This window comes from Streptomyces sp. NPDC005492 (assembly GCF_040605995.1).
GTDB lineage: Bacteria > Actinomycetota > Actinomycetes > Streptomycetales > Streptomycetaceae > Streptomyces.
In genome coordinates this window covers 126,114-138,762 of record NZ_JBEXDX010000022.1, presented here as the reverse complement: position 1 = coordinate 138,762, position 12,649 = coordinate 126,114, and the positions used below count along the sequence as shown (strand labels likewise).

Genomic DNA, 12,649 nt, shown 5'->3' with positions numbered 1-12,649 from the left:
CCTCGCTGACCAGGAGCTCCGTGGTGTCGAGCAGGGCGTCCAGACCCCAGCCGAACTCACCGCGTCCGGCTGCCAGATCGTCCGCGTCGCCTGCCCCACGCAGGACGACGCGGACGCGCTGGCCACCATCGCCCGCAAGTCGCAGATCCCCGTGATCGCGGACATCCACTTCCAGCCGAAATACGTGTTCGCCGCAATTGAGGCCGGCTGCGCGGCGGTTCGCGTCAACCCGGGCAACATCAAGCAGTTCGACGACAAGGTCAAGGAGATCGCGCGGGCCGCCAAGGACCACGGCACGCCGATCCGCATCGGGGTCAACGCCGGTTCCCTGGACCGCCGTCTGCTCCAGAAGTACGGAAAGGCGACGCCCGAGGCGCTCGTCGAGTCGGCCCTGTGGGAGGCGTCGCTCTTCGAGGAGCACGGCTTCCGGGACATCAAGATCTCCGTGAAGCACAACGACCCCGTGGTGATGGTCAACGCCTACCGGCAGTTGGCCGCGCAGAGCGACTATCCGCTGCACCTCGGGGTCACCGAGGCCGGTCCCGCCTTCCAGGGCACGATCAAGTCGGCGGTCGCCTTCGGGGCACTGCTCAGCGAGGGCATCGGCGACACGATCCGGGTGTCGCTGTCCGCGCCTCCGGTGGAGGAGGTCAAGGTCGGCAACCAGATCCTCGAGTCGCTGGGCCTCAGGCCCCGCCGTCTGGAGATCGTGTCCTGCCCGTCCTGCGGGCGCGCCCAGGTGGACGTCTACAAGCTCGCCGACGAGGTCACGGCGGGTCTGGAGGGCATGGAGGTCCCGCTGCGCGTCGCGGTCATGGGCTGCGTCGTCAACGGACCCGGCGAGGCGCGGGAGGCCGACCTCGGGGTCGCCTCCGGCAACGGCAAGGGGCAGATCTTCGTCAAGGGCGAGGTCATCAAGACCGTCCCCGAGTCGAAGATCGTCGAGACCCTGATCGAGGAAGCGATGAAGATCGCCGAACAGATGGAGCAGGACGGCGTCGCGGCGGGGGAGCCGGCCGTCACCGTGAGCTGAACCAGCACGGACCGAAGGGGGCCCGACGTGACGATCCTGGAGAGCATCCGTCAACCACGCGACCTGAAGGCGCTGTCCGAGGCGGAACTCGGCGAACTGTCCGAAGAGATAAGGGAGTTCCTGGTCCACGCGGTGGCCAGGACCGGCGGCCACCTCGGGCCCAACCTGGGCGTGGTGGAACTCACCATCGCGCTCCACCGGGTCTTCGAGTCACCGACCGATCGCATCCTGTGGGACACCGGCCACCAGAGCTATGTGCACAAGATGCTGACGGGCCGTCAGGACTTCTCGAAACTGCGCGGCAAGGGCGGCCTGTCCGGCTACCCCTCGCGCGAGGAGTCCGAGCACGACGTCATCGAGAACAGCCACGCCTCCACCTCACTCGGCTGGGCCGACGGACTCGCCAAGGCCCGCCAGGTGCAGGGCGAGAAGGGCCATGTCGTCGCGGTCATCGGCGACGGCGCGCTCACCGGCGGCATGGCCTGGGAGGCGCTGAACAACATCGCCGCCGCCAAGGACCGGCCGCTGATCATCGTCGTCAACGACAACGAGCGGTCATACTCGCCGACCATCGGCGGCCTCGCCAACCATCTGGCCACCCTGCGCACGACCGACAGCTACGAGAAGGTCCTCGCCTGGGGCAAGGACGTCCTGCTGCGCACCCCGGTCGTCGGCAACACCGTCTACGAGTCCCTGCACGGCGCGAAGAAGGGCTTCAAGGACGCGTTCGCCCCGCAGGGCATGTTCGAGGACCTGGGCCTGAAGTACGTCGGCCCGATCGACGGACACGACATCGGCGCCGTCGAGTCGGCGCTGCGCCGCGCGAAACGCTTCCACGGCCCGGTCCTGGTCCACTGCCTCACGGAGAAGGGGCGCGGCTATGAACCCGCCCTCGCCCACGAGGAGGACCACTTCCACACCGTCGGCGTGATGGACCCGCTCACCTGCGCACCCCTCGCGCCCTCCAACGGCCCTTCCTGGACCAGCGTGTTCGGCGAGGAGATCCTGCGGATCGGGGAGGAACGCGACGACGTCGTGGCCATCACGGCGGCCATGCTGCACCCGGTCGGCCTCGGCAAGTTCGCCGCCCGCTTCCCGGACCGGGTGTGGGACGTCGGCATCGCCGAGCAGCACGCGGCCGTGTCGGCGGCGGGCCTCGCGACCGGCGGACTGCACCCCGTCGTCGCCGTCTACGCCACCTTCCTCAACCGTGCCTTCGACCAACTCCTCATGGATGTCGCCCTCCACCGCTGCGGGGTGACCTTCGTCCTCGACCGGGCCGGCGTCACCGGTGTCGACGGGGCCTCCCACAACGGCATGTGGGACATGTCCATCCTCCAGGTGGTGCCCGGCCTCAGAATCGCCGCCCCGCGCGACGCCGACCAGCTCCGCGCCCAGTTGCGGGAAGCCGTCGCCGTCGACGACGCGCCGACCCTCGTCCGTTTCCCGAAGGAGTCGGTCGGACCGGAGATCCCCGCGATCGACCGCGTGGGCGGCCTGGACGTCCTGCACCGGAGCCCAACGACCCCTGAGGTGCTGCTCGTCGCCGTAGGAGTGATGGCGCCCGTCTGCCTCCAGGCCGCCGAACTCCTCGAAGCACGCGGCATCAACTGCACGGTCGTGGACCCCCGTTGGGTCAAGCCCGTCGACCCGGCGCTGCCCGGCCTCGCCGCCGAACACCGCCTCGTCGCCGTCGTAGAGGACAACAGCCGCGCCTCCGGCGTCGGCGCCGCCGTGGCGCTGGCCCTCGGCGACGCCGAAGTCGACGTGCCCGTACGGCGGTTCGGGATCCCGGAGCAGTTCCTCGCACACGCCAAACGCGGTGAGGTACTCGCCGACATCGGCCTCACACCCGTCGAGGTCGCCGGACGGATCAGCGCAAGCCTGGCGGTCAAGGACATGACCGACCGCGCAGCCAAGGAGAAACCCGAATGACCGAGGAGTTCGACCTCAACGCGCTGCTGGCCGGGCGCGGAGCCGAGCGCTACGAGCTGCACGCCAAGTACCTCAACCACCAGCTCCCGCGCATGCTGCACACCATCGGCTTCGACAAGGTCTACGAGCGGGGCGAGGGCGCCTACTTCTGGGACGCGGACGGCAACGACTACCTGGACATGCTCGCCGGGTTCGGGGTGATGGGCTTGGGCCGCCACCACCCCGTGGTCCGCAAGGCGCTGCACGACGTCCTCGACGCCCAGCTCGCCGACCTCACCCGCTTCGACTGCCAGCCGCTGCCCGGCCTGCTCGCCGAGCGACTGCTCACCCACAGCCCGCACCTGGACCGGGTGTTCTTCGGCAACAGCGGCACGGAGGCGGTCGAGACCGCGCTGAAGTTCGCCCGGTACGCGACCGGGAAACCCCGCGTCCTGTACTGCGACCACGCCTTCCACGGTCTGACCACCGGCTCGCTCTCCGTCAACGGCGAGGACGGCTTCCGGGACGGCTTCGCCCCGCTGCTGCCGGACACGGCCGTACCGCTCGGCGATCTCGACGCCCTGGCGCGGGAGTTGAAGAAGGGCGACGTCGCCGCCCTCGTCGTCGAACCGATCCAGGGCAAGGGCGTCCACGAGGCCCCGCCCGGCTATCTGCGTGCCGCGCAGGAACTCCTGCACCGGAACAAGGCGTTGCTCATCGCCGACGAGGTGCAGACCGGCCTCGGCCGGACCGGCGACTTCTACGCCTACCAGCACGAGGACGGCGTGGAACCGGACCTGGTGTGCGTGGCCAAGGCGCTCTCCGGCGGCTATGTGCCGGTCGGCGCCACCCTCGGCAAGGACTGGATCTTCAAGAAGGTCTACTCGTCCATGGACCGTGTACTGGTCCACTCGGCGAGCTTCGGATCCAACGCACAGGCCATGGCCGCCGGCCTCGCCGTGCTGTCCGTCATGGAGAACGAGCAGGTCGTCGCCAACGCCCGTGCCACCGGGGACCAGTTGAGGATCAGACTCGCCGCGCTGGTCGACAAGTACGAGCTGCTCGCCGATGTGCGCGGCCGGGGCCTGATGATCGGCATCGAGTTCGGCAAGCCCAAGTCCCTGAAGCTGCGCAGCCGTTGGACCATGCTCCAGGCCGCGCGCAAGGGCCTGTTCGCTCAGATGGTGGTCGTACCGCTGCTCCAGCGGCACCGCATCCTCACCCAGGTCTCCGGCGACCACCTGGAGGTGATCAAGCTGATCCCGCCGCTGATCGTCGGCGAGCGCGAGGTGGACCGGTTCGTGGACGCCTTCACGGCCGTGATGGACGACGCGCACAGCGGCGGCGGGCTGATGTGGGACTTCAGCAGGACGCTCGTGAAGCAGGCGGTGGCCAACCGATAGGGGGTTCCGCCGGGCTCTCCGAGTTTTTGCCCCTGAGGCAAGAAGTTTGCCGCAGGGGCAAAAGTCCGGCTCAATGGAAGGCATGAGCAGCTTTTCTGAAGCAGCGCCGGAGCCGCCGACCGGGCCGGCCGACGACCTGCCGGCCACCGTCGCACCGCAGCTCCGCGCCCTGCGCCGCCGCGCCTCCCTCACTCTGGAGGCCGCCGCCCGCTCGGCCGGACTGTCGCCCGCCCACCTTTCCCGCCTGGAGACCGGGCAGCGCCAGCCCTCACTGCCGATGCTGCTCGCGCTCGCCCGTATCTACGGTACGACAGTCTCGGATCTGCTCGGCGAGACGGCCATCGACCGCGACGCCGTGGTGCGTGCCGCCGACATGGAGCCCACCCGGGCGGGCGGCTGGACGTACTGGCAGGCGGGCGCCCCCGGACGTGGGATGCAGTCGCTGCGCGTCCGCATCCCGCACGGCTCCCAGGGCGACATCGTGCGTGTGCACCCCGGTGAGGAATGGCTCTACGTCCTCGAGGGACGACTCCGGCTACGCCTCGGCGACACCGCGCACATCCTCGCGCCCGGCGACAGCGCCCACTTCGACTCGCTGACCCCGCACCGGCTCGCCGCGGCCGACGCGACCGGCGTCGAGGTCCTGTTCGTCCACACCCTCCTGCAGAGCCCCACGGCCGCCCTGTGCCTGGGCCCGATCACCGGAGACACACCATGATGGACATGGAAGAGAAGTTCCCCCGCGCCCTGTGGATCCGGCTCATCATCTACATCGCCGTCGGCCACGTCTTCGCGGCCTTCATCTACCTGCTGTTCTCGGTGGGCGCCAAGTAGCCCGCCGTAGCGGCGAGTTCAGTCGAGCAGCCGCTCGCGCAGCCGCTCCCGGATCTCCGGGGCGATGCCCAACCCCTGTTCCAGATAGGCGTCCACACCGCCCCAGGTCTCCTCGACGGTCTCGAAGGCCGCCGTCAGATACTCGGCGCGGGCGTCGAAGAGGGGGCTGAGGAGTTCCATCACCTCGGGGGAGTAGGCGGTGGCGGCGGAGCCGCTGCGGCGCACCTTGTAGCGGCGGTGCTTGGCGTTCGACTCCAGGTAATCGGCCAGGATCGCCTCGCGCTCCACGCCCACGGCGAGCAGCGTCACGGCTATCGACAGACCCGCGCGGTCCTTGCCCGCCGCGCAGTGCATCAGCGCGGGAACGCTGTCCTCCGCGAGCGCGCGCAGGACCTGGGAGTGCTCGGCGGTGCGCTCCTTGACGATCGTGCGGTACGAGGCGATCATCCGGTTCGCGCCCTTGCCGTCGCCGAGGATCCCGCGCAACTGCTCGATCTCGCCGTCGCGGACCATCTTCCAGAACTCCGAGCCGTCCGCCGGGTCGCTCAGCGGCAGGTTCACATTGCGCACACCGGGCAGTTCGACGTCGGGACCCTCCAGCTTGTGGTCCGACGCGTTGCGGAAGTCGAAGATCGTGTGCAGGCCCAGTGAGCCGAGGAACGCGGCGTCCTCCTCGGTCGCGTGCGCGAGATGGCCGCTGCGGAACAGCACACCCTGCCGCACCCGCCGTCCGTCCACCGTCGGAAGTCCGCCCACGTCCCGGAAATTACGCACTCCGGACAACTCCGGCTCGGTCGACGGGATCTGCTGCGTCACGAGGGCTCCTCCCACTCGGCCCGACGACGCGGCTCACCGGCGGGCACGCTGTCGACGATACGACATGCATTCCGCCCCCGGTCGGCCGTTACGGCTCTGACCAGGGTCTTCTGCCCGGTGGGAGGAGTGAGGCGCGGAGCGAGCCGTCAGGGCAGGATCGAGTCGACGTATCCCCCGTCGACCCGCAGGGCGCCGCCGGTCGTGGCCGACGCCTGGTCCGAGCCGAGGTAGACGACCATGTTCGCGATCTCCTCGGGCTCGATCAGCCGTTGCAGCAGGGACTGCGGCCGGTGCTTCCGCATGAACTCGCGCTGCGCCTCGTCCCAGGGCAGGTCGCGGTCGACGAGTTCGTAGACGAAGTCCTCGACACCGCCGGTGTGGGTCGGCCCGGCGATGACCGAGTTGACCGTCACCCCGGTGCCCGCCGCCTGCTTCGCGAAGCCGCGGCCGACGGCGAGGAGCGCGGTCTTGGACATGCCGTAGTGGATCATCTCGGCCGGGATCACGATCGCCGAGTCGCTGGCGATGTACTGGATCCGACCCCAGCCGCGCCCCGTCATACCCGGCAGGTACAGGCGGGTCAGCCGTACGGCGGCCAGTACGTTCACCTCGAAATAGCGCCGCCACTCCGCGTCGCTGATCTTCAGCGGGTCGGCGGAGCCGAAGACGCCGAGGTTGTTGACGAGGATGTCGACGTCCGGCAGCACCTCCACGGCACGCTCCGCGCCCTCCTCGCTCGCCACGTCGGCGGCCACCGGCACGAAGGTGGCGCCGGGCACCTCAGTCGTCAGCCGCGCCACGGCCTCCGCGACCCGCCCCTCGTCCCGGCCGTTCACCCCCACCCGGGCGCCGGAGCGCGCGAGTCCGGCGGCGATCGCCGCGCCGATGCCCTGCGTCGAGCCCGTCACCAGGGCGGTGCGTCCGGTCAGATCGATCTGCATGTGGAACCAGTCCCTTTGTCCGTGTGTCCGTGTGTCCGTGCCGTGTGCCGCATCCTCTTGACGTCAGCCTGGCGTCGGGGCGATCGGCCCGCCACTCCGGCCGGAGTCGGAGTGGCGTCCGAATTCTGGCGTGCGGGTCCACGACCAGGTGTCCCGTCGAACACATGCCATCCCACTTCCCACTGGCGGATCTCGGGGATTTCCCGTTCCAGGTTCTTCACGAGTTCGAATGCCCCCGTAACCTCGGGAGTTTCGCGCGTGAGACCTTCGTCGGGGCCCTCGGGCGGCCACGGCAGAATGGCGGCCATGCGTTTTCGACTGCTGGGTCGCCTGGAGCTGCTGAACGGCGGCGGCTCGGTCGTTCCCACCGGCGCCGTGTCCCGGGCCGTCGTGGGACGGCTGCTGCTCGCCGGGGGAGAGGTCGTGCGGCGTGACACCCTCGTGGACGACCTGTGGCGAGAGCGGGAGACCAAGGACCCGGTCAACGCGCTGCAGATCCAGATGACCAAGCTGCGCGCCGCCTTCGCGGCACAGGGCGAGGACGGCCGCCTGCTGTTCGGCCACGGCGGCTACCGGATCGTCCTGGGTCCGGACGACGAGGTCGACGTACCCGCCTTCGAGACCGCGGTCCGGGACGGTCGTGAGCATCTGGCGGCTGGGGAGCACCAGAAGGCCGACCAAGACCTGCGGCTGGGCCTGTCGATGTGGCGCGGTCGCGCCCTGGAGGGCCTGGAGGGGCAGGTCTTCGAGGCCGAGCGGTCACGCCTGGAGGAGCTGCGGCTGGCCGCGCTGGAGGACGCCGCCACCGCCGGCCTCGAACTCGGCCGGGCGCGGGAACTGCTCCCCGAGTTGACGGCCCTCGTGTCCCTCGCACCGCTCCGCGAGCGCTCCCGGGCCCGTCTCATGCTCGCGCTCTACCGCTGCGGCCGGTTCACGGAAGCCCTGGAGGTCTACGAGACGGGGCGTCGGCTGCTGAAGTCCGAACTCGGTGTCGTGCCCTCGGCGGAGCTGCGCACCCTGCACGCGCAGATGATCCGGCACGATCCGTCGCTCCGCGGGCCGGCCGCCGAGCCCGGTCACCTCTCACCGGCGCCCGCGCTGTCCTCGATCCGCACGGAGCCCCGGCCGGCATCCGGCGAGGGCAACCTGAGCCGGCCCCTCGGCCCGTTCGTCGGCCGGCACAAGGAGCTGCACGCGCTGGGTGCGGTCCTCGACCGCGAGCGGCTGGTGACCGTACTGGGACCGGGAGGCGTCGGCAAGACACGGCTGGCGCTGGAGGCGTGCGCCCGGGTCGAGCCGTCCCACGCCGGTGTGTGGTGGGTCGATCTGGCCCCGGCCGACGAGGCGAACCTGCTCGCGGTGGTCGCCTCCGCGCTCGGTCTGTCCGACACCTCCGTGCGGCCGGACCAGCCCCCGCACGACTACACGCACCGGCTCACCTCGTTCCTCGCCGGACGGCCCGCCGTACTCGCGCTCGACAACTGCGAGCACCTGCTCGACGCCGTGGCCCCGCTCGTGGCGACCCTGCTGGGACGGTGCCCCGCGCTGACCGTCCTGGCCACCAGCAGAGCACCGCTGGAGGCACCGGCCGAGGTGCTGTACTCCCTGGCACCGATGCCGGACGAGGAGGCGGCGGACCTGTTCGGTGCCCGCGCCGCCATGATCGACCCGTCCTTCGCCCCCGACGAGGCGGCGCAGCGCGACATCCGTTCCCTCTGCCGCAGACTCGACGGACTGCCGCTGGCGGTGGAACTCGCCGCCGCGCACGTCCGACTCCTGTCCGTCCGTCAGATCGAGGCCCGCCTCGACAACCGCTTCGCCCTGCTGACCAAGGGCGAGCGCACCGCGCCGGCCCGCCACCGCACCCTGCGCGCCGTCCTCGACTGGAGTTACGCCCTCCTCGACACCACCGAGCAGCGACTGCTGACGGAACTGGCCCTCTACGTCGGCGGCTGCTCACTCGAACTTGCGGAAGCGGCCGGTCCGCTGCCGGGCACGGACGGTGCCGAACTGCTGCGCGTGCTGGCCCAGTTGATCGACAAGTCCCTCCTCGTACCGGTCTCCGCGCCCACCGGGAACCGGCTGCGGATGCTGGAGACGGTCCGCGAGTACGCGCTCGCCCGGCTCCGGGAGGAGGGCCGGGCGCCGGAGGCCGAGGAGCGACTCATGGCCTGGGCCGCCCGCCTCGTCCGGGACGGCGGCGCGGGCATCTCCTCCCGCGACCAGAAGGAGTGGGCCGCGCGGCTCACCGAGGAGTCCGCCAACATCAGGGCGGCGGCCGACCTGATGGTGACCAGGTCCAGGGAGGCCGAGGCCCTGCTGCTGGAGGCCCGGCTGGGCTACTTCTGGTTCATCAGCGGCCGCGAGGACGAGGGCATCGACCGTCTCCTGCGCAGCCTGCGGGCCTACGACGCCTCGGCGGGCCGACGGACTGCGGAGCCCACCGAGGAGGACGAGTGGGCGCTCTTCTACACGATCGCCTGGCTCACCTGGCTCCATCATGTCGCCGGACACCACGCGGAGGCGGGCTCCTACCTGGAGCGGCACAAGGCGGCCTGGCAGCATGCGAAGAACCCCGACCTCGCGGTCCTGGGCCCCTGCTACGACACGCTCCACGCGATGCTCGCCGGGCGGAACGATGTGGAGGACCTCTTCGCCGTGGCGGAGGCAGCCGTGGACGGTACGGAGTTCCACTGGGACCGGGCGGTCCTGCAGACGAACTGGTCGACCTACTGCCTCCAGCGCGGCGACATCGAGGGGGCCCGTCGGCACGGCCTGATCGCCGTGGCGGCGTCCCGCGCGGCCGACGACGACTTCGCCCGGGTCTTCTCCCTGACCCTCTGCGGCGACGCGGACGAGAGCGACGGCCTCCGCGCCAGAGCGCGCGAGCAGTGGGCGGAGGCGGCCCGCATCCTGGGTGCCCTCGGGGCGCGCACTCGCTGGGCGTCCACCGTGCTCAGGCTGGTCTGCCTCGACATCGCCGAGGGCGAGTGCGCCGTGGCCGAGCGGCGGCTCGTGGACGTGGGCCGGCTCGCGGACGAACTCGGTGCGGACGACCTCCAGGCGGCCGTGGCCAACCTGCGAGGGGTACTGGCCTTCCAGGACGGCCGCTTCGCGGACGCGGAGACCCTCTTCTACGGGGTCTGGCACTGCCCGGGGGCGCCGTCCGACCGCCGGGCGGTGTCGGCCGTAGGACTGGCGGTCCTGGCGACGTTCGGCCCGGCGAGCCCCACCGCCCCGGAGGACGCGCGGGCCTGGACCGAGCGGGCGCGTCGGATGCACGGCGGACTGCTGGAGCCCTGGCCCGCCAGGCGGTGGGTGCGCTGCTGGAGCGACTGGACGCCGACCGTCGGTCCGAGGCGGACGGGCGGTGGCGCGACTGGCTGTCGGGCGGGCCCTCCGTGCTTGCGGCTTTCTGCTGAGCGGACCCGGCCCAGGGCCGTGAACCTCTTCGGAGTGCGCGCCGTAGCAGCCATCGGACGGCACCCGGTTGTGTAGAGGAGCCGTCTCCCCTGCTCCCGAGCGGCCGTCGCTCCGACGAAAGGCACAGCACCATGGCCGAGTACCAGGGCCGGACCGTCCTCGACGAGGAAGCCGTCAGCGAACTGGCCGGCCGGATCGAGGGCTCCGTGTTCGTCCCTGGCGACGCGGGATACTCGGCGGCGGTCCTGGGCTTCAACCTGTGTTCCCGGCTGCGGCTCTGCCTGGTCGTCGCGGCCGCGACCGCGGCCGGACGGAAAAGTGACGGGCACCGGCCGTATCCGGTGTCCGTCACTTCAGGAATGGGTGGCTCGGGAAGAACCGGGGGCTACTGCGTCGCCCGCTCACGCGCCGTGTCGATCGATCTCCGCTGCTCCGGGGTGAGGAGATTCATGAGCCGTTCGTTCTTGACCCAGTCATTGAGAAGCGCGTGGGAGCCCCCGAGACTCAGCGAGTAAGCCCACATACTTCGTCCTCGGTCCGCTCCGTTCCATTCCGCTGCCCAGCGGAGCAGATGATGTATCCGCTGCTCCTGCGTAAACCTCGTCATCAGCATGCCCGTCACCTTTCTGTGGCCACGAGAAGGCCAGTTCGTCTTCCGTTCTGTAAACGGGTTGGGGAAGAAAGAGGTTCACCGAAGAACCGGAGAGGATCAGAACCCGGTGAGCGTCAGCTTGCCGATGGCGGTGCCGGACTCCAGGATGCGGTGGGCCTCGCGCAGATGGGCGGCGTCGATCGTGCCGAGGTCCTGCGTGGCCGTGGTGCGCAGGGTGCCCGCGTCCACGAGCCGGGCGATCCGGTCGAGGATGTGGTGCTGCGCCACCTGGTCCGGCGTCCGGAACAGGGAGCGGGTGAACATCAGCTCCCAGTGGAAGGAGATGCTCTTCGCCTTCAGCAGACCGATCTCCACGGAACCGAAGTCGTCGATGGCGAGCAGCTTGCCGAACGGCTTGAGGAGGTCGGCGTACGCGGCGAGGTTCCGGTCCGTGCCGGCGGTGCTGAAGATGTGGTCCACCCCGTCCGGCGCCACCTCGGTCACCTGGGCCGGCAGGGGGTGATGGTGGTCGACCACATGTGTCACGCCCATACTGCGGGCGAACGCGGCGGTCTCCGGGCGGGAGGCGGTACCGATCACGGTCAGACCGGTGAGCGCCCGGGCCAACTGGGCCACCATGGCTCCGACACCGCCCGCCGCAGCGGTCACCAGCAGGGTGCCGGTCTCTTCCGGAGCGTCCTCGGACAGGCCCAGGCGTTCGAACAGGCCCTCCCAGGCGGTGAGGGAGGTCAGCGGCAGCGCCGCCGCCTCGGCGAAGGAGAGGGTGCGGGGCTTGTGGCCGACGATGCGCTCGTCGACGGTGTGGAAGCGCGCGTTGGTGCCCGGCCGGTCGAGCGCGCCGGCGTAGAAGACCTCGTCGCCGACCTCGAACAACTCGACCAGTTCACCGACCGCGACGACCGTGCCGGCCGCGTCCCAGCCGAGGACCTTGGGTTCACCGCCCGGGTCGTTGCTCTGCCGGATCTTGTAGTCCACGGGGTTGACCGCGACGGCCTCCACCTGGACCAGCAGATCGTGCGGACCGGGCTGCGGCACCGGCAGTTCGACGTCCAGCAGGCTCTCTTCGTCGTCGATCGGCAGGTTCTTGCGGTAGGCGACGGCGGGCATCGTCGCCGGCTTAAGGATCTCGCTCATGATGGATCTCCTCGACTCGCGGGATGGGCCGACGAGGGTCGGCGGCCATGGCCGCAAGGTATCCACCGGGAGGTAGTAACCTTCAAGGGATCATACTTCCCGATGGGAAGTGTCCAGGTGAGGTCAGGCGGATTCGGGAAAGCGGTCGATGTTCCGCTCCACCCAGGTTCGCAGATGGGCCAGTGGAGCGCAGGCGTCCCTGCCCAGCCCGGTCAGGCTGTACTCGACCCGGGGCGGCACCTCCGCGTAGATCCGGCGGTCGATCAGGCCGTAGTCCTCCAGGCGTCGCAGGGTCTGGGTGAGGACCTTGGGACTCACGCCCTGCAGTCGGGTGCGCAGCGCTCCGAAGCGCTGCGGGCCGTCCTCAAGGGCGCCCAGGGCGAGGGCACTCCACTTGTTGGCGAGCAGATCCAGCATGTCGCGGCAGGGGCAGGCGGCGGAATAGACGCTCTTGGGGTCGTCGCAGAGGCCCGATGTCTTCGTCATCCGGGGATGGTACCCAATGGGTACCAGTGGCCCTTGCGGGTAACCGCCCCCT

At 70.3% G+C, this 12,649-nt stretch carries 11 protein-coding genes; 7 read left to right on the top strand and 4 right to left on the bottom strand.

The genetic code is table 11. The features are described 5' to 3' along the window. The 5 genes from ispG to ABZT04_RS27450 all read left to right on the top strand — a co-directional run. The coding region (gene ispG, locus ABZT04_RS27470) for a flavodoxin-dependent (E)-4-hydroxy-3-methylbut-2-enyl-diphosphate synthase (RefSeq protein ID WP_356059645.1) at window positions 1-1,033 on the top strand (1,033 nt) is incomplete at its 5' end. A gap of 27 nt (window positions 1,034-1,060) precedes the next feature. After that, the gene (dxs, locus tag ABZT04_RS27465) at window positions 1,061-2,968 is read left to right on the top strand and encodes a 1-deoxy-D-xylulose-5-phosphate synthase (RefSeq protein ID WP_356059644.1); all 1,908 of its coding nucleotides are present in this window, start codon (window positions 1,061-1,063) and stop codon (window positions 2,966-2,968) included. After that, window positions 2,965-4,350, top strand: a complete 1,386-nt coding sequence (locus ABZT04_RS27460) for an aspartate aminotransferase family protein (RefSeq protein WP_356059643.1) — start codon at window positions 2,965-2,967, stop codon at window positions 4,348-4,350. Before dxs ends, ABZT04_RS27460 begins: the two co-directional genes overlap by 4 nt. Window positions 4,351-4,432: 82 nt before the next feature. Next, window positions 4,433-5,068 (top strand): XRE family transcriptional regulator, encoded by a 636-nt coding sequence (locus ABZT04_RS27455; protein ID WP_356059642.1) that lies wholly within the window; start codon window positions 4,433-4,435, stop codon window positions 5,066-5,068. After that, window positions 5,065-5,184, top strand: a complete 120-nt coding sequence (locus ABZT04_RS27450; protein ID WP_355920031.1) for a DUF6126 family protein — start codon at window positions 5,065-5,067, stop codon at window positions 5,182-5,184. The genes ABZT04_RS27455 and ABZT04_RS27450 overlap by 4 nt, the downstream gene beginning before the upstream one ends. A gap of 18 nt (window positions 5,185-5,202) precedes the next feature. On the opposite strand, the gene ABZT04_RS27445 is transcribed toward ABZT04_RS27450, so the two are convergent. Continuing rightward, complete coding sequence (locus ABZT04_RS27445) at window positions 5,203-6,000, bottom strand: tyrosine-protein phosphatase (protein ID WP_356059641.1); 798 nt, start codon at window positions 5,998-6,000, stop codon at window positions 5,203-5,205. Window positions 6,001-6,146: 146 nt separating this feature from the next. Next, a complete protein-coding gene (locus tag ABZT04_RS27440) occupies window positions 6,147-6,941 on the bottom strand; it encodes an SDR family oxidoreductase (RefSeq protein ID WP_356059640.1) in 795 nt (264 codons plus the stop codon). Between the two features lie 306 nt (window positions 6,942-7,247). On the opposite strand from ABZT04_RS27440, the gene ABZT04_RS27435 reads away from it, so the two are divergent. Beyond that, entirely contained in the window at window positions 7,248-10,439 is a 3,192-nt protein-coding gene (locus ABZT04_RS27435; protein ID WP_356059639.1) for a BTAD domain-containing putative transcriptional regulator, read from the top strand. A gap of 56 nt (window positions 10,440-10,495) precedes the next feature. Continuing rightward, a complete protein-coding gene (locus ABZT04_RS27430; protein WP_356059638.1) occupies window positions 10,496-10,879 on the top strand; it encodes a hypothetical protein in 384 nt (127 codons plus the stop codon). 194 nt (window positions 10,880-11,073) lie between these two features. On the opposite strand, the gene ABZT04_RS27425 is transcribed toward ABZT04_RS27430, so the two are convergent. Beyond that, window positions 11,074-12,111 (bottom strand): zinc-binding alcohol dehydrogenase family protein, encoded by a 1,038-nt coding sequence (locus ABZT04_RS27425; RefSeq protein WP_356059637.1) that lies wholly within the window; start codon window positions 12,109-12,111, stop codon window positions 11,074-11,076. 123 nt (window positions 12,112-12,234) lie between these two features. Beyond that, window positions 12,235-12,597, bottom strand: coding sequence for a helix-turn-helix domain-containing protein (locus tag ABZT04_RS27420; protein WP_356059636.1), 363 nt, complete (start codon window positions 12,595-12,597; stop codon window positions 12,235-12,237). Window positions 12,598-12,649 lie beyond the last annotated feature (52 nt).

Bases quoted from the DNA above. Each gene is read 5' to 3' on its own strand.
- ABZT04_RS27420 (WP_356059636.1), bottom strand. From the start codon at position 12,597: ATGACGAAGACATCGGGCCTCTGCGACGACCCCAAGAGCGTCTATTCC.
- ABZT04_RS27460 (WP_356059643.1), top strand. From the start codon at position 2,965: ATGACCGAGGAGTTCGACCTCAACGCGCTGCTGGCCGGGCGCGGAGCC.
- ABZT04_RS27425 (WP_356059637.1), bottom strand. From the start codon at position 12,111: ATGAGCGAGATCCTTAAGCCGGCGACGATGCCCGCCGTCGCCTACCGC.
- ABZT04_RS27450 (WP_355920031.1), top strand. From the start codon at position 5,065: ATGATGGACATGGAAGAGAAGTTCCCCCGCGCCCTGTGGATCCGGCTC.
- ABZT04_RS27440 (WP_356059640.1), bottom strand. From the start codon at position 6,941: ATGCAGATCGATCTGACCGGACGCACCGCCCTGGTGACGGGCTCGACG.
- ABZT04_RS27435 (WP_356059639.1), top strand. From the start codon at position 7,248: ATGCGTTTTCGACTGCTGGGTCGCCTGGAGCTGCTGAACGGCGGCGGC.
- ABZT04_RS27430 (WP_356059638.1), top strand. From the start codon at position 10,496: ATGGCCGAGTACCAGGGCCGGACCGTCCTCGACGAGGAAGCCGTCAGC.
- ABZT04_RS27455 (WP_356059642.1), top strand. From the start codon at position 4,433: ATGAGCAGCTTTTCTGAAGCAGCGCCGGAGCCGCCGACCGGGCCGGCC.